Below are 16,517 nucleotides of genomic sequence, written 5' to 3' on the forward strand. Positions count from 1 at the left end.
GCCACACGAAAATCACCACCCCGCACCACAACTCGGCATCAGACCCAGCCCACACCAACTACCATGCAAAATCGAGGTGAGGCCGCCGAATGGCGCATTCTCGCCGACTAGGTCATTGACCGCGGGTCTTGCGGTATGCCTTACAGTTTGTCAGTCGGGCAGAGCTGTCCGGGTACAGGAGGCGTGCTGTTCATGAGTGCTGTGGTGTCGATTCCGCGGTATCCCGGCGACGTGACCCCGCAATGGTTGTCTGCCGCGCTCAGTGGGCGTGGGACACCCGTCGAGGTCGCCGACGTAAACGTGGTCGCGATCGGCACCGGGCAGACCGGTGCGACCTACCGGGTGTCCGCCCGATACGCGACGGATCCCGGTGACCTCCCGCAAACGTTCGTGATCAAGCTGCCGGCCCAGGATGACACCGTGCGCGACCGGGTCGTCATCGGATATCGCAGCGAATGCGCGTTCTACTCATCGGTGGCCGACCGGGTCCAGGTGCCGACACCGAAATGCTTCTACTCCGAGATCACCGAGGATGCAATGGATTTTGCGCTGCTGCTCGCCGATCAGGCGCCGGCGGTGCAGGGTGATCAGCTCGCGGGCTGCGGTGAAGCCGAAGCGCGCCTCGCGGTTACCGCCCTGGCCGGACTGCACGCGCCCAGCTGGTGCGACCCGGTCTGGCTCGACTTCCCGGGCATCGCGTTCGGCAGGCCGGATGAAGCGGGCGCCGGCGGCATGGGCGAGGTGGCGAAGATGAGTGCCGACATCACGCTGGACAAGCTGGGCGACCGGATGAGTGCCGAAGACCGCGAAACATTCAGTGCGGCAATGGGTTTAGTAACGCCGTGGCTGCTCTCCGAGTATGACCGGTTCGCTCTGCTGCACGGCGACTATCGCCTGGACAACCTGCTGTTCGATCCGGACCGAACCCGGGTCAGCGTGGTCGACTGGCAGACGCTCGGCGTGGGTTTGCCGGCCCGGGATCTGGCCTACTTCACCGCGACCAGCCTCAATTCGCAGCTGCGGGCGAGCATCGAGGAAGAGCTGGTCGCCGACTACCATCGCGCGCTAGCGGCTTGCGGCGTCAAAGACTACGACCGCGAAACATGTTGGCGTGACTACCGGCTCGGGGTCTTGCAGGCGCCGCTGATCTCGGCGCTGGGGTTCGCGTTCGCCGCCGCCACGGAACGTGGCGACGACATGGTGCTGGCCATGCTTACCCGCGGGTGTCAAGCGATCCGTGAGCTCGGCACGCTGGAACTGATCGGCTGAGCTCAGAGGTCGCCGGTGAAATCGGCGCTGAGCCACCGATCCGGGCGGATCGTGAAGAGCACCTCTTCCACGCCCTCCATGCTGCGGAGGAACGCGCGGCCACCTTCCTCGCCGAGGTAGCGGATGGCGATGGCCTCCTGCACGTCGGCTGGAGCGGGCCTGGCCGTGTCGACGACGGTGCCTTCGACCACCACGTACTGGTAGGGCAGCTCCTCGCGCTGGACCACCAGCGTCACCGCGCCGGCCCGCTCGATGAGCCGGGCCTTGCGGCTCGATGCCCCGGTGTTGATCCGGATGTCCCCGCCGGGGGTGTAGTCGTACCAGATCGGGACACTGGCCGGCGGTCGGCCGTCGGTGGCGGCGACGGACAGCACGGCGATGTGCTTGGCGGCCAGGAACTCCTGACGTTCGCTCTCCGTGAAGGCTTTCATGTGGCCTGCAAGCCCTGATTCCGGGAATCTATTCCCCGGTGAGCCCGATCAGTACTGCGTCGAGCCCTGATCGACCGGGATCCGGGCCGCGGTGACCTTCCGCGACTCGTCGCTGGCCAGCCAGCACACGGTATCGGCGATCTCCTCCGGCTCGGCGACCCAGTCCGGCAGGAACGGCGTGAGCACGTTGGACAACTGCGGGTTGGTCTCCATGGCCTTGCCCACCGCCGCGACCATTTCGCCCGATCCCATCGCCGTGTTCACCGGCCCGGGATGCACACTGTTGACCCGGATCGAATGCTTGCCCAGCTCGGCGGCGAAAGCCCGCGCCATCCCGGTGACGGCGTGCTTGCTGGCGGTGTAGTGGATCATGAACGGTTGCATCTTCATGCCGGCCGCGGAACTGATCAGGATGATGGAGCCGCCGCGACCCCCTTCGATGATCTTGTCCGCGCCGGCCATTACGGTGTTCCAGGTGCCGGTCACGTTGATGTCCATCACGTCGCGGAAGTTCTCGGGCGTGATGTCGTTCCAGGCCTGTGGAGCCGCGACGCCGGCGTTGGCGACGATGATGTCCAACCGCCCGAGCGCGGCGACACCGTCGTCGACGGCCTCACGCAGAGCGTCGAAATCGCGGGTGTCCACGACCGAGGCGATGATCTTGCGGTTCATTTCCTCAACCAGGCGAACGGTCTCGCTCAGGTCGTCGGGAGTCGCCGGGTCGTAGGGGACGCAGGAGGGCAGCTTGCCGGCGATGTCGACGGCGATGATGTCGGCGCCCTCCCGCGCCAGACGCACCGCGTGCGCCCGGCCCTGACCGCGCGCCGCTCCGGTGATGAATGCCACTCTGCCTGCAAGCTTGCCGCTCATAGTTGCTCCTCTGCTGGGGTTGGCCACTGCGCAGTGCCCGTCACCGCTGCGCCGCTCTTACGAGGTTGGACCCGATGATCAAGCGCTGAATCTCGCTAGTGCCCTCGTACAGTCGCAGCAGTCGCACATCGCGGTAGATGCGCTCGACCGGGACACCATGCATGTAGCCGCTGCCGCCGTGAATCTGCACCGCGAGATCGGCAACGTTGCCGGCCATTTCGGTGCAGAACAGCTTGGCCGCCGACGGCGCGACCCTGCGGTCCTCGCCTGAAACCCAGAGCCGCGCGGCGTCGCGAACCAGCGCGCGGCCGGCCAGCACCCCGGTCTGCTGGTCGGCGATCATCGCCTGGACCAATTGGAAGTGCCCTATCGGTGTGCCGCCCTGCGTCGCGGTGGCGGCGTAGGAGACGGATTCGTCAAGGGCGCGTTGCGCGGCGCCCACCGCGAGGGCGGCGATGTGGACCCGGCCACGGGCCAGCGAGGTCATCGCCGCTCGATAGCCGATGTCTTCGCTGCCACCGATCAGCGCGCCGCCCTCGACCCGGACGTCGTTGAAGCTGACATCGGCGGTCCACGCGCCTTCCTGACCCATCTTGGCGTCCTTGGCGCCCACTTCGACCCCCGGCGCGTCCGCGGGAACCAGGAATACGGCAATCCCGGGGCCCTGGTCGTCGGCCGGCCGGGTGCGCGCGAACACCACGAACAGATCGGCGACGGGCGCGTTGGTGATGAAGCGCTTCTGCCCGGAGATCACCCAATCGCCCTCGTCGCGAACGGCTTTGGTCCGCAGGCCGGCCGGGTTGGATCCGGCGCCCGGCTCGGTCAACGCAAAGGAGGCGACGACGTCGCCGGACGCCATCGACTCCAGCCAGCGGGCCTTCTGCTCATCGGTGCCGAAGCCGACCAGAACCTGGCCGGCAATGCCGTTGTTGGTGCCGAACATCGAGCGCAGCGCCAGCGAGGTGTAGCCCAATTCCATTGCCAGCTCGACATCTTGCATCAGGTTCAGGCCGAGGCCACCCCACTGCTGCGGGATGGCGTACCCGAACAGCCCCATCTTCTTGGCCTGGTCACGCAGATCATCGGGCACCCGATCCTCGGTCAGGATCTCCTGTTCGCGCGGGACGACGGCGGTGCGAACAAAGTGACGGGTCTGGGCGAGGATCTCCTGAAAGTCGTCGTCGGAAACCTCGGGTTGTTCGGCGGTGGACATAGGCAGACGCTCCATCTTTGGCACTCCGTTGGTGGCGAGTCGCTCAGCCCGCAGCGGGCCGGCCGGCTTAACGGCCCGGGTGGCAACCCGGTACCGGAGCAGATCCTATATGAAATATGATATTCGACTGCCGGGGCGTCCCCGGGACAAAAAGCCAGAGGGAGGCGGAATCAGGTGTCGTTGTTGACGGGTCAGACCGCAGTAATCACCGGCGGTGCGCAAGGACTGGGTCTGGCCATCGCGGAGCGCTTTGTCGCCGAGGGGGCGCGAGTTGTGCTCGGCGACGTCAATCTCGAGGAAACCCAGGTCGTGGCGAAGCAGTTGGGCGGCGATGACGTCGCGGTCGCGGTCCGGTGCGACGTCACGCAGGCGTCCGACGTCGAAACCCTGATCCAGACCGCCGTCGAGCGTTTCGGCGGCCTGGACATCATGGTCAACAACGCCGGGATCACCCGTGACGCGACGATGCGCAAGATGACCGAGGAGCAGTTCGACCAGGTCATCGCCGTGCATCTGAAGGGGACCTGGAACGGCACCCGGCTGGCCGCCGCCGTCATGCGGGAGAACAAGCGGGGCGCCATCATCAACATGTCCTCGGTGTCGGGGAAGGTCGGCATGGTCGGCCAGACCAACTACTCGGCTGCCAAGGCCGGCATCGTCGGCATGACCAAGGCGGCCGCCAAAGAGTTGGCCTACCTGGGCGTCCGGGTGAACGCGATCGCCCCCGGATTGATCCGCTCCGCCATGACGGAGGCTATGCCGCAGCGCATTTGGGATTCAAAGGTTGCCGAGGTGCCGATGGGTCGGGCCGGCGAACCCAGCGAAGTCGCCAGCGTGGCGCTGTTCCTGGCTTCCGACCTGTCCTCGTACATGACCGGCACCGTCATGGAAATCACCGGCGGCCGGCATCTATGAGCGCGATGCGCGACACGGTCATTTGTGAACCCGTAAGGACCCCGATCGGCCGCTACGGCGGGATGTTCAAGTCGCTGACCGCCGTCGACCTGGGGGTCGCCGCCCTCAAGGGTCTCCTCGAGCGAACCGGACTCGCGCCCGAGGCGGTGCAGGACGTCATCCTGGGCCACTGCTATCCCAGCAGTGAGGCGCCGGCAATCGGGCGGGTGGTCGCGCTGGATGCCGGCCTGCCGGTGACGGTCCCCGGGATGCAGGTCGACCGCCGCTGCGGGTCGGGCCTGCAGGCGGTGATCCAAGCGTGCCTGCAGGTGGGCAACGGCGATCACGATCTCGTCATCGCCGGCGGCTGCGAGAGCATGAGCAACGTCGCCTTCTATTCCACCGATATGCGTTGGGGCGGCGCGCGAAGCGGCGTCCGGGTGCACGACGGGCTGGCGCGGGGCCGCACCACCGCCGGGGGTCGGCACCATCCAGTGCCCGGTGGGATGCTGGAGACTGCCGAGAACCTGCGCCGCCAGTACGGCATTGCGCGTCTGGAGCAAGACGAGCTTGCCGTGCGGTCGCACCAGCGCGCGGTGGCGGCCCAGAAGGACGGCATCTTTGCCTCGGAAATAATTCCAGTGATCATTCCTACCCGCCACGGCGAGGAACTGATCGACACCGACGAACACCCACGCGCCGACACGTCGGTCGAGTCGCTGAGCAAGCTCAAACCCGTTCTGGCGGGCGAGGACTCAGAGGCGACGGTCACCGCCGGCAACTCCAGCGGGCAGAACGACGCGGCGTCGATGTGCGTGGTGACCACACCCGAGAAGGCCGATGAATACGGTCTGACGCCGTTGGTCCGCCTGGTGTCGTGGGGGCTGGCGGGGGTGGCGCCCCACATCATGGGCATCGGACCGGTACCGGCAACCGAGGTGGCGCTCGCCAAGGCCGGCCTGCAGCTTTCCGGCATCGACCTCATCGAACTCAACGAGGCCTTCGCCGCGCAAGCGCTTGCGGTCATGCGGGAATGGCACTTCGGCACCGCCGACCAGGAGCGGACGAACGTGCACGGATCGGGCATCTCCCTGGGTCACCCGGTCGGCGCGACCGGTGGGCGGATGCTGGCCACGCTGGCGCGCGAGCTCACTCGCCGCGAGGCGCGCTACGGCTTGGAGACCATGTGCATCGGCGGCGGCCAGGGCCTGGCCGCGGTGTTCGAGCGGGTCGCCCCGACGTGACCGGGCCCCTGAGCGGCCTCACCGTCGTGGAGGTCTCCAGCTTCGTCGCCGCCCCGCTGTGTGGCATGACGCTCGGTCAGCTTGGCGCGGAAGTGATTCGGATCGATCCGATCGGTGGCGCGTCCGACGTCCAGCGGTGGCCGCTGGCGGCGGACGGCACGTCGATCTACTGGACCGGGCTGAACAAGGGAAAGCGTTCGGTCACCATCGACCTGCGATCCCCCGAAGGGCAAGAACTGATCCAGCGGCTCATCGTCGAGGGGGACGGCGTGGTGGTGACCAACGCCGCCGGCCTGTCCTGGCTCAGCCACGAGGTATTGACGAACAAGCGGCCCGACGTCATCCACGTCCAGCTCCTCGGACGTGGCGACGGTTCCACCGGAGTGGACTATACGGTCAACGCCGGCATCGGATTCCCGCTCGTCACCGGCCCCGCCGATCATGCCGGCCCGATCAATCACGTGTTGCCCGCCTGGGACGTGTGCTGCGGCCTGTACGCCGCGCTGGCCGTCGTCGCCGCCCTCCGCAGCCGTGACGAATCCGGTGCGGGAGCGCGGATCAGCCTGGCGCTCGAGGACGTCGCACTGGCCACCGCCGGAAACCTGGGCCTGCTCACCGAGCCGCAAGTCACCGGCACGCAACGTCAGCGCCTGGGCAACGCCATCTACGGCCAATACGGGCAGGACTTCACCAGCCGTGACCGCGCCAGGTTCATGGTTGTCACCTTGACCCGCAGGCACTTTCGCGACCTGGTTGACGTGACGGGCACCGGCGCCGCGGTCGCGGCGCTCGCCGATGCGCTGGACGTCGACTTCGGTTCCGAGGGTGACCGCTACCGGTACCGCGACGTGCTGTCCGGCTTGTTCGCCACCTGGTTCGCCGACCACACCGCCGACGAGGTCACCGCCGCGCTGTCCGGCACCACGGTGCTGTTCGAGCGGTACCGCACGTTCGCGGAGGTCGCGGCGGGCCCGAAGGTGACCGCCAACCCATTGTTTTCCCCGTTGCACCAGGAGGGTCTGGGTGAGTATTTCGCCCCCGGCCTGCCGGTCGCGTTCGACGGTGCGCATGCCGCCGGCACAGCCGCGCCGGCCCTCGGGCAAGACACCGCCGACGTCCTCGAGCGGCGCCTGGGATTGACGACCGCCGACATCGAACGCCTCACGAAGGCAAAGACAATCGCTTGCTGAGCAAGCCCAGACGGAAAGACAGCGCATGACCAAACTCGCCCAGACCCTGGGGTTGACCGAATTCCAGACCGAAATCATCGCCACCGTAAGGCAATTCGTCGAGAAGGAAGTCATTCCGAACGCCGCGGAGCTCGAACGCGGCGACACCTACCCGCAGGACATCGTCGACCGGATGCGCGACATGGGCCTGTTCGGGTTGATGATTCCGCAGGAGTACGGCGGCCTGGGGGAGTCGTTGCTGACGTACGCGTTGTGCGTCGAAGAGCTGGCGCGCGGCTGGATGAGCGTGTCCGGGGTGCTCAACACCCACTTCATCGTGGCCTACATGCTGCGCCAGCACGGTACCGAAGCGCAGAAGCAGCGCTTCCTGCCGCGGATGGCGACCGGCGAGTCGCGGGGCGCCTTCTCGATGTCGGAGCCGGAGCTGGGCTCCGACGTCGCCGCCATACGGACTCGGGCGGTGCGCAATCCGGATGGCAACTACACGATCAACGGTCAGAAGATGTGGCTGACCAACGGCGGGAGCTCGACGCTGATCGCGGTGCTGGTCCGGACCGACGAAGGTGCCGACAAGCCGCACCGGAATCTGACCGCGTTCTTGGTCGAGAAGCCAACGGGTTTCGGTGAAGTCGTGCCCGGCCTGGTCATCCCCGGCAAGATCGACAAGCTGGGGTACAAGGGGATCGACACGACCGAACTCATCTTCGACGGTTACCAGGCAGGCGCCGACGACGTTTTGGGCGGCACGCCGGGGCAGGGCTTCTTTCAGATGATGGACGGCATCGAAGTCGGCAGGGTCAACGTGTCGGCCCGAGCGTGCGGTGTCGGTATCCGCGCCTTCGAGCTCGCGGTCCGCTACGCCCAGCAGCGCCACACCTTTGGCAAGCCCATCGCGGAGCACCAGGCCATCGCGTTCCAGCTGGCCGAGATGGCCACCAAAATCGAAGCGGCACACCTGATGATGGTCAATGCGGCCCGGCTGAAGGATTCGGGGGAGCGCAATGATGTCGCCGCGGGGATGGCGAAGTACCTCGCCAGCGAATACTGCACCGAAGTCACCCAGCAGAGCTTCCGGATCCATGGCGGCTACGGCTATTCCAAGGAATACGAGATCGAGCGGCTGATGCGCGATGCGCCGTTCCTGCTCATTGGTGAGGGAACCAGCGAAATCCAGAAGTCCATCATCAGCAAACGGCTGCTCGCCGAGTATCAGGTGTAGCGATGACGGTTCCCGATTTCGCCGCGCGACCGCAACTTTCCGACGACGTCGCACGCTTTATCCGCCAGCGGATCTTCGATGGCACCTACGTCGCGGGGTCCTACGTGCGCCTGGACCAACTGGCCGCCGAGTTGGGAATCAGCGTCACACCGGTGCGGGAAGCGCTCTTCGCCGTGCGCGCGGAAGGCTTGATCGCCCAACAGCCCCGAAGGGGTTTCATGGTGTTGCCGGTCACCGGGCGCGACGTCACCGACGTCGCGAATGTGCAGGCGCACGTCGGTGGTGAACTGGCGGCACGGGCCGCGATCAACATCACCGACGACCAACTGCGCGAACTCAAACAGATCCAGGCGGAACTCGAAGACGCCTACGCCGGTGACGACGACGAGCGGACGGTGAGTCTCAACCACCAATTCCACCGCGCTATCAACGTTGCCGCGGACTCGCCGAAACTTGCCCAACTGATGTCTCAGATCACCCGCTACGCACCGGAATCGGTGTTTCCCGCCATCGAAGGTTGGCCCGAACAATCGATGAGGGACCATCGGCGGATCTTGTCCGCGCTGAAGAAGCGCGACGAGAAGCTCGCACGCGCGGCGATGTCGCAACATCTCGCCGCGGGCGCCGTTCCGTTGATCAATCACCTCACCGCGCGTGGTGTCGTCGTCGACGCGAGCTGTCCGACCTCTGGCTAACTGTTGTTTCCCGCGCACGCCTCGGCATAGGCTGCCTGGGAGGGGGCAACAACATAGAGCGAGGAAAAGTGCCCCGAACGTTTCGCGCATCGGCCCTACTCGTGTCGACTTTGACGGTCATCGCACTTGCACCGCCGGCCGTCGCCGAGCCGCTTGACCCGATCCCCGGCAATGGTGTTTTCATCGTGGGTCCCGACATCGCACCGGGCCTCTACCACACGGGCGGGTCGGGGTCGGCCTTTGGTGTTTGGATAAACAACGTGCCAACCCAGGACTCGATGTGTTCCTGGTTCACCTACAGCACACCCGATGCGAACAAAGAGCATGTACTCCAGACGAATACGTCGATCGGTCCCATGTACGCGAATATCAACTCGGCGGTCAAGGCCTTCGAGTCGCAGAACTGTCAACCCTGGACGCGGGTCTCCTAGGGCAGGTTCGCGTCGGTCAACATCTCGCGCAGCCGACCGGTGTCGACCTTGCCGGTGCCGCCGCGCGGGACGTCGTCGTCGGCTGCCAGCAGCAGCCACACCGTCGGCACCTTGAAGGCGCTCAGCAGCTTTCGCGCGCACCGACTCAGCTGATCGGCGGACACCGCGCCGTCGCACACCACGGCCGCGCCCACCCGCTGGCCCGCCGCTCCGGGCACGTTGGTGACGAAGGCGCTACGGACGCCATCGATGCTGCGCAACGCCCCTTCGACCTCGCTGGGATAGACGGTGGCGCCGCTGACCTTGAACATGTCGTCGGAGCGGCCATGGTAGAACAAGAACCCTTCCTCATCGAGGCGACCCAAGTCGCCGGTGGGGTAGAAGCCGTCGACGGTGAAAAGGTCTTCTCGACTTCGACCGCAGATCCCGCGCAGTGTGTGCGGTCCCCGAATCTGGATCATGCCCACGGCGCCCACCGGGACGGGCTCACCGCCGTCGGGATCGACGATGCGAACCTCCATGCCTGGAAACGGCTTTCCACAGCTGCCCCACGCGGTTCCGGGCATGTCGGTGTCGGCGGGATAGCCGCAGTATGGCCCGAACGCCTCGGTCATGCCGAACAACGTGGCCCGTGCGCCGGGCCGGGCCCGCTGCTCGGGCGGGAGCAGGGCCTGCAGGCTGCCCGGCCGCAGGGCCGACAAATCGGCGCCGACCGTGGCGGCGTGCCGTGCCAGCGTCTCCGCTTGGTCGGGCCAGCCGCGAAACAGCGTCACCCGCTCGGCTTCCAGCAGTTGCAGCGTGGTCTCCGGCCGGGGTATCTCCTCGGTCACCAGCGTGGCGCCGGCCAGCAGCGTGGACAGGATTCCGCTGCCGAAGCCGCCGACCCAAAAGAACGGCATCGGTAGGTACAGCCGGGTGTCGGCCGTGATGCGGCGCGCGGACAGGCCCGACCGCACGGCGCCCAGCGCGCTGCCGTGAGAATGCATGACTCCCTTGGGCGCTCCGCTGCTGCCGGAGGTGAACATGATGACCAACAGGTCGGCGGCCGTGACCGTCGCCGTCATGGCGTCGACGAGTCGGCGGGCCCGATCGCCGGCGGTTGCGTCGGCGAGCCGGTCGGCCGTCCACACCTGACGCAAGGCGGGAAGCGCGGTCCGCGACACCAGGTCGTCGAGGTAGCGGTGCCCGCGGAATTCCTCAACGCTGACCAGGAATTGCACGGCGGCGGCCCGCAGTTGCGCGGCCAGTTCCCCCGCCGCCAGCAGGGTGCTCAGCGGAACCAGCACGGCACCGATGCGGGTCAGGGCGAGGGCCACCTCGACCCAGCGGGCGCCGTTGGGCATGATCAACCCCACCCGGGTCCCTTTGCCGACCCCGGCTTCGACGAAGACCGCAGCGAGATCCCTTGTCGCCGCGTCGAGTTGGCGGTAGCTGATTCGCGACGTCGGGTCGATCACCATCGGCTTGTCGCCGTGAATCTCGGCGCGGGAACGCACTAGCTCGTCGATGGTTGTCGCGTCAGTCATCGAGCAGCTTCCTCAGGTGCGCCCTGTCGACTTTGCCGCTGGAGAGCAACGGTAGTTGGGAGCGTGACACGGCGAGAAACCGCCGGGGGACCTTGTATGCCGACAATTCCGCCTTCAACCGGTCCCGCACCTCCGCCTCGTCGAAGGCGGCGCCGTCCGGCACCACCACGACCGCCGCGACCAGCTGCCCACGTCGGACATCGGGGATACCAAGGACATGGGCAGTCAGTCCGCCGGTGACCTTGGCGATGGCCCGTTCGACCTCCTCCGCCGAGACGTTGGCGCCGGCCGTTTTGATCATCGTGCTGCGCCGACCGGCGTAATAGAAGAATCCGTCGGCGTCGACGCGCACCAAATCGCCGGTGTGGAACCAGCCGTCGGCGTCGAAGCACTCCTCGCGGCTGCGTCGGTGGTAGCGCTGCATCACGTACGGTCCGCGGATGCACAGTTCCCCGACCTCGCCGACGTCAACGGGAAAACCAGTATCGGTGTCGATGATCATGGTGTCGAAGCCGGGCGCCGGCTTTCCGAACGATCCGCGCCTGCTCTCGGGTTGATCGGATTCGTCGTCGCTGATCAGCAGGACGCTGCCGGCTTCGGTCATGCCCAGCATGTTGTGCCGCAGTTCCGGGTCGGCCGGCCGAACGTCGGGCGCCATGATCGGGTACAGGTTGCCGCGCCGCATCGATGACAGATCGCGACGCGGGAAGCTCGGGTGATCGGCCAGGTGAGCGATCCCGGCGCTGAAACCATTGGTCACGGTGGGTCGTTCGGTTTCCAGCAAGTCGAGCGTTTCACCGGGATCGCTCGCGTTGGAACACACCAGCGTCGACCCGGCGACCAAGGTGGCGAGCAGTCCGAACGCGAGGCCGCCGATCCAGAAGAAGGGCGAGTTGCAGAACAGCTTGTCGTCGGCCGTCAAGCCGCGAATCTTGTTGAGGTTCCGCTGATGTCCGAGCAGCGCGGCGTGCGTGTGCACGACCCCCTTGGGGGCGCTGGTGGAGCCCGACGTGTACACGATGGCCAGGGGATCGCAGCCCTGCACATCGTCTTGCGTCGCCGCCAGCAGCTCGGGGGTCACGGTACCGGCAAGCCGGAAGAACCGCTCGATGTCGCGGACGCGCTGCACCGCATCGGGGCGATAGCTGATGCCGACCTGCCGCAGTTGTGGTGCGGCCGGGGAGAACAAGGGTCGGTCGGATTCGAAGTCCGGGTCCGACAGCACCTGCTCCAGCCGTCGCACATAGTCGTGGGTGCGGAAAGACGCGGCGCCCAAGAGTATTTCGACGTCGCCGTCGATCAGCTGCTCGCACATCTCGCGGGCGGTGACGAACGTGGAGAAGGGAACCGCCACGGCGCCGATCCGCGCTGCCGCCAGCATCGCGACGACGAACTCGGGGCCGTTGGGGTACAGCAGGCCGACATGGGTGCCTTTGCCCGCGCCGACCGCGATCAGGCCGCGGGCGAGCTCGGCCGAGCGCGCCTCGGCTTCGCCATAACTGATGCAGTCGCCGTCGCAGACGAGCAACGGATGGTCTCCGCGCGAGCGGGCCTGGTGCGTCAAGACCTCGGCGACCGTCGGGGCGTCACCGCGCATGGTCGCTGTGGGCGACGGGTGCGCTGAAGAAGCGCTGGACCGCACCCAGATCGGCTTTGCCCGACGGTGTCCGGGGGATGGCATCGACGATCGCGATCTCGGTGGGAATCTCGTAGCGCGCCAGCCGCGTTCGCAGATAGTCCACCAGTGCGTCGGATCCGGTGGAGGCGGGCTCACGCAGTTCCACCATGGCGACCGGTATCGCCCCGAGGCGCTGGTCGGACCGGCCGACCACGGCCGCACCCGCCACCGCGGGGTGGCTCTCCAGGGCGGTGCGTATGTCGTCGGGCATCACCTTGAAACCACCGCGGATGATCGCCTGGTCGGCCCGCCCGACGATCCAGACGAAGCCGTCCGCGTCGATCCGCGCCATATCCGTGGTCCGCATCCACTGAGCCGACGGCCCCAGCTGACCCGGCTTGACTTCGAGCAGACCGACCTGGTCGGGTCCGAGCGGCGCGCCATCGTCCCCGACCACCCTAAGGTGCGCGCCGGGGTTTGCGCGGCCGACGCTACCCCGTTTGGTGGACCAATAGCGCTGGTAGTCGGGCAGTGTCCAGCCCGCCACGCCCCCACCGAACTCCGTTGCCGCGTAGGAGGTCAGAACCGGGATGCCGTACTTTTCGGTGAAGGCGTCGGCGTCGTCGGCCGTGAGCGGGGCCGTGCCGCAGGTGACGGCGCGGATGCTCTCCAGGTCGGCCCTCGGCACGTCGGAGTGCAACACCGTCCGCAGGGCCGCGGGCACGAGCGATACCGTGCGCGGGCGGTGTCTGCGCACCGCCTCGACCCATGCATTCAGCTCGAATCGCTCGAGCAGCGCGAATGGTCTTGCATCGGCGATGCATTGCAGCACTCGGAAAATGCCGCCGATGTGCACCAGCGGCGAGTTGACGATCGCGACGCCGCGCCGGAGCTCGGTGGGCGCCGGAGCGCGGTCGGGCTCGGCGCCCATCACGCTGCGCGCCAGCATGTCGTAGCCGAGGTCGATTCGCTTGGGCGGTCCCGTCGTACCGCTGGTCAGCATGCGTACCGCGACGCCGGGCCGCGGATTGGGTTCCGGCGCGGGAGGAATCGTCACACGGCCAACCTGGGAATGGTCCAGGCGACTCGAGATCGTCACGGTGGTCGCGTCACTGGTCGGGGGCACCAGAGTCGCCAGATCGTCGTGCTCCCCGATGATCAGCGGTAGCCCCAGCTCCGCGATGTCGGCCTTGGTGCGCTCGTCACCGCGAGACGGGTTGATGACGACGACGGTGCCGCCGCCCAGCAGTACCCCGAGGAAGGCCGCCACCTGACCGGGGCGGTTGCGCAGCAGCATTCCGACTTCGGGCCGGCGCTCGGCGACCAGACCAGCGATGCGCTGTGCCGTTTCGCCGACCCGCGCCCAGGAGATCCATTGGCCGTCATACTCGATGGCGCGCGCGTCCGGCTGCAGATCGAAGACATCGGCGATGCGTTGACTGAGCGGGTGCGGAGGCATCAGCGGGTCTTCGGGGTGCGTGCGGCGCCTTCGCCGCCGGGATTCTGCTGGGCGGCGAGTTCCGCGGTCCCGAGCGGATTGCCCAGCCGGGTATAGATCAGGCCCTGTTCCATGGCCGCGCGATAAGGCTTGTCCAGCGATTCCCAGATCGCTTTCACCGTGCCCTGAGTCGCGGTCGGTGGCTTCGCGGCAATCGTCACGGCAATCTCGTGTGCGCGGGTCCAGAGCTGCTCGGCGGGCACCACCTCCGAGACCAATCCGATCCGGAGCGCGGTGTCGGAACTGACCCGCTCGTCGTTGCCCATCAGGGCGATGCGCAGCGTCTCGCCTAAGCCGATGCGCCGCATCAGGCCGATCGGCTCCAGCGCGCAGACCAGGCCGGCCGATACGTGCGAGTCGAAAAACGTCGCATCCTCTGAGCAGATGACCACGTCCGATTCGTTGATGAAGTAGAACGCGCCCGCGGTGCACATGCCCTGAACGGCGCACACGACCGGTTTCCACATCTTCTGCCACTTGGGGCTGAGCGCCTCGCCGGGATCCTCGTGATTCCAGATGTTTTCGGGCTGTCCGTATGGCGTTTTGATGTCCAGCCCGGCGCTGAACGCGCGGTCGCCGGCCGCCCGGAGCACCACCGCGTTGACCGACTCGTCGAATTTGACCATGCGCCAGGCGCTGGCCATCTCCTCACACATGGTGCGGTTGAACGCGTTCAGCTGCCCGGGCCGGTTCAGCGTGATGGTCGCTACCCGGTCGGTCTGGTCGACCTCGAGCAGGATGGTCTCGAAAGTCATCGACATTGCCAATCCGGTTTGCGTTTCTCCACGAAGGCCTTGGGCCCTTCGGCCGCGTCCTCGGTGCGCAACACGCGCTCGCGGAACGTTTCGGCCATGATCTCGGCTTCGTGCAGCGGCACATTGAGGCCCTTGAGGATGGCCAGCCGAGTTCCCCGAACCGCCAGTGGTGCATTGGAGTTGACGATGCCGGCGATCTCGTGCGCCCGCTCGAGAAGCCGTTCGTGCTCGACGATTTCGCTGATCAACCCGAGTTCGAAGGCGCGTTGTGCGCTCATCCGCTCGTGCTTGCCCATCAACGCCATCCGCAGGGCAATGGAGCGGGGCAGCACGCGCGACACCCGCACCATCTCGCGTCCGGCCACCAGCCCGATGCTCACATGCGGATCGAAGAAAGTGGCTTGCTCCGAGGCGATCACGATGTCCGATGTGGTGACCCAGTCCATGCCGGCGCCACAGCACAACCCGTTGACCGCGGCGAGCACAGGCTTGGCCGCCGAGCGAAACGGCGGAGTGCCCTCCTGCGGCGCCTCCCATTGGTCGTAGGTCGACAGGTACGGGCGCTCGTAGATCACCTTGCCGTCTTCGGGAATGGCCTTGACGTCGGCCCCCGTGCAGAACGCGCGGCCGGTGCCGGTCACGATGGTCAGCCATACCTTGTCGTCGTTCTCGGCCTCGTCGTAGGCGGCCCGCAGTTCGGTGATCATGTGCGGGCTGAGCGCGTTGAGGGCGTCCGGACGGTTCAGCGTGATAGTGGCGGTATGCCCGTCGACGTCGTAGTTGATGGTGTCGAACGAGTCAGTCGGCATCCTGCTCCCTCATCGGCCTTGGAATTTCGGTGGGCGGCGCTGCCGGAAGGCCGCCAGGCCTTCCTTGAAATCTGCTGTTCGGCAAGATAGTTCGAGGTTGAACAGCTCCTGGGTCATGGATTGGCTCAGCGTCGCGTCCTGGCCGAAGCTCAGGGCCTGCTTGGCCAGCCCGATCGCCGCCGTTGGCCCCGAGGCCAGCCGCTGCAGCAATTCCTCGGTGACGTCGTCGAGTTGGGCGGGGCTCACCGCTTGGTGGATCAATCCCCAGTCGGCCGCGTCCACCGCGCTGACCTTCTCGCCCAGCAGCAGCATTCGCCTGGCCCGTGCCAGGCCGACCAGCCGGGGCAGCAGCCAGGTTGCGCCCGAATCGGGGCTGAAGCCCCGGTCCACGAAGGGCTCCCAGAACACCGCGTCGGTGTCGGCGACGGTGAAGTCGGCTGCCAGCGCGAGGTTGCAGCCGAACCCCGCGGCCCATCCCCGCACGCTGCAGAGCACCGGCAGCTGGATGCTCGCGACGAGCTCGATCACGCGGTGGGCGGCATGAGGGATCCGCCGTACCAGGTCACCGGCGCGGGGGCGCTGCCGGTCATTGGCGGCGACCCAGTCCACTCCGGCGCAGAAGTCGTCGCCGCCCCGGATGTGGACGGCGCGCAACGAATCGTCGGCGCCCGCATCGGTCAGCGCCTCAACCAAGACCCCAATCATTGCCTGGCTCAACGAGTTACGCCGCGATGGGCGATCGAGCGTTACCCGTAACACCGCGCCGTCCCGGCGCGCTGTCACCGAACCGTCGGCACCGGCCGCGTCGGCCTCCTGACTCACCGTCGATTCCGGCCTTTCTGCCGATACGGTTAC

Annotated in this window: 16 protein-coding genes; 7 read left to right on the forward strand and 9 right to left on the reverse strand. The window is 66.9% G+C overall.

What is annotated here, in order from left to right:
• The first annotated feature begins 192 nt into the window (after window positions 1–192).
• Entirely contained in the window at window positions 193–1,269 is a 1,077-nt protein-coding gene (locus tag AWC17_RS30515) for a phosphotransferase family protein (RefSeq protein WP_046185082.1), read from the forward strand.
• A 2-nt stretch (window positions 1,270–1,271) separates the two neighbouring features.
• Here the strand turns inward: AWC17_RS30515 and AWC17_RS30520 are convergent, their stop codons facing one another.
• The 3 genes from AWC17_RS30520 to AWC17_RS30530 are packed head-to-tail and all read right to left on the reverse strand — an operon-like array spanning window position 1,272 to window position 3,783.
• Window positions 1,272–1,700, reverse strand: a complete 429-nt coding sequence (locus tag AWC17_RS30520; RefSeq protein ID WP_046185072.1) for a pyridoxamine 5'-phosphate oxidase family protein — start codon at window positions 1,698–1,700, stop codon at window positions 1,272–1,274.
• Between the two features lie 48 nt (window positions 1,701–1,748).
• Complete coding sequence (locus tag AWC17_RS30525) at window positions 1,749–2,570, reverse strand: mycofactocin-coupled SDR family oxidoreductase (RefSeq protein ID WP_046185073.1); 822 nt, start codon at window positions 2,568–2,570, stop codon at window positions 1,749–1,751.
• A gap of 40 nt (window positions 2,571–2,610) precedes the next feature.
• Window positions 2,611–3,783, reverse strand: coding sequence for an acyl-CoA dehydrogenase family protein (locus tag AWC17_RS30530; RefSeq protein WP_197083452.1), 1,173 nt, complete (start codon window positions 3,781–3,783; stop codon window positions 2,611–2,613).
• A 174-nt stretch (window positions 3,784–3,957) separates the two neighbouring features.
• Between AWC17_RS30530 and fabG the strand changes: the two genes are divergently transcribed.
• From fabG to AWC17_RS30560, 6 genes are all read left to right on the forward strand, one after another.
• Window positions 3,958–4,698 carry a 3-oxoacyl-ACP reductase FabG gene (gene fabG, locus AWC17_RS30535; RefSeq protein ID WP_047322137.1) on the forward strand — a complete coding sequence of 247 codons (741 nt, stop codon included), beginning with the start codon at window positions 3,958–3,960 and terminating at the stop codon, window positions 4,696–4,698.
• Window positions 4,695–5,921 (forward strand): acetyl-CoA C-acetyltransferase, encoded by a 1,227-nt coding sequence (locus tag AWC17_RS30540; RefSeq protein WP_047322136.1) that lies wholly within the window; start codon window positions 4,695–4,697, stop codon window positions 5,919–5,921. The genes fabG and AWC17_RS30540 overlap by 4 nt, the downstream gene beginning before the upstream one ends.
• Window positions 5,918–7,111 carry a CoA transferase gene (locus tag AWC17_RS30545; RefSeq protein WP_047322135.1) on the forward strand — a complete coding sequence of 398 codons (1,194 nt, stop codon included), beginning with the start codon at window positions 5,918–5,920 and terminating at the stop codon, window positions 7,109–7,111. Before AWC17_RS30540 ends, AWC17_RS30545 begins: the two co-directional genes overlap by 4 nt.
• Window positions 7,112–7,136: 25 nt before the next feature.
• Window positions 7,137–8,330, forward strand: a complete 1,194-nt coding sequence (locus tag AWC17_RS30550) for an acyl-CoA dehydrogenase family protein (RefSeq protein ID WP_085165695.1) — start codon at window positions 7,137–7,139, stop codon at window positions 8,328–8,330.
• Window positions 8,331–8,332: 2 nt separating this feature from the next.
• Complete coding sequence (locus AWC17_RS30555) at window positions 8,333–9,025, forward strand: GntR family transcriptional regulator (protein WP_085165697.1); 693 nt, start codon at window positions 8,333–8,335, stop codon at window positions 9,023–9,025.
• 68 nt (window positions 9,026–9,093) lie between these two features.
• Window positions 9,094–9,456 carry an Rv1352/Rv1906c domain-containing protein gene (locus tag AWC17_RS30560; protein ID WP_046185080.1) on the forward strand — a complete coding sequence of 121 codons (363 nt, stop codon included), beginning with the start codon at window positions 9,094–9,096 and terminating at the stop codon, window positions 9,454–9,456.
• On the opposite strand, the gene AWC17_RS30565 is transcribed toward AWC17_RS30560, so the two are convergent.
• Genes AWC17_RS30565 through AWC17_RS30590 form a run of 6 tightly spaced genes read right to left on the reverse strand, consistent with a single transcriptional unit; the run spans window position 9,453 to window position 16,484 of the window.
• Window positions 9,453–10,982, reverse strand: a complete 1,530-nt coding sequence (locus AWC17_RS30565) for a class I adenylate-forming enzyme family protein (protein WP_085165699.1) — start codon at window positions 10,980–10,982, stop codon at window positions 9,453–9,455. The genes AWC17_RS30560 and AWC17_RS30565 overlap by 4 nt on opposite strands.
• Complete coding sequence (locus AWC17_RS30570) at window positions 10,975–12,579, reverse strand: class I adenylate-forming enzyme family protein (RefSeq protein ID WP_085165701.1); 1,605 nt, start codon at window positions 12,577–12,579, stop codon at window positions 10,975–10,977. Before AWC17_RS30570 ends, AWC17_RS30565 begins: the two co-directional genes overlap by 8 nt.
• Window positions 12,569–14,059 carry a class I adenylate-forming enzyme family protein gene (locus AWC17_RS30575; protein WP_085165703.1) on the reverse strand — a complete coding sequence of 497 codons (1,491 nt, stop codon included), beginning with the start codon at window positions 14,057–14,059 and terminating at the stop codon, window positions 12,569–12,571. Before AWC17_RS30575 ends, AWC17_RS30570 begins: the two co-directional genes overlap by 11 nt.
• Window positions 14,059–14,859 (reverse strand): enoyl-CoA hydratase/isomerase family protein, encoded by an 801-nt coding sequence (locus AWC17_RS30580; RefSeq protein WP_085165705.1) that lies wholly within the window; start codon window positions 14,857–14,859, stop codon window positions 14,059–14,061. Before AWC17_RS30580 ends, AWC17_RS30575 begins: the two co-directional genes overlap by 1 nt.
• On the reverse strand, window positions 14,850–15,662 hold the full coding sequence (locus tag AWC17_RS30585) for an enoyl-CoA hydratase/isomerase family protein (protein ID WP_047322128.1): 813 nt from the start codon (window positions 15,660–15,662) through the stop codon (window positions 14,850–14,852). The genes AWC17_RS30580 and AWC17_RS30585 overlap by 10 nt, the downstream gene beginning before the upstream one ends.
• A gap of 9 nt (window positions 15,663–15,671) precedes the next feature.
• Window positions 15,672–16,484 (reverse strand): enoyl-CoA hydratase/isomerase family protein, encoded by an 813-nt coding sequence (locus AWC17_RS30590; RefSeq protein WP_047322127.1) that lies wholly within the window; start codon window positions 16,482–16,484, stop codon window positions 15,672–15,674.
• Window positions 16,485–16,517: the final 33 nt, after the last annotated feature.

This window comes from Mycobacterium nebraskense (assembly GCF_002102255.1).
Taxonomy (GTDB): Bacteria; Actinomycetota; Actinomycetes; order Mycobacteriales; family Mycobacteriaceae; genus Mycobacterium; species Mycobacterium nebraskense.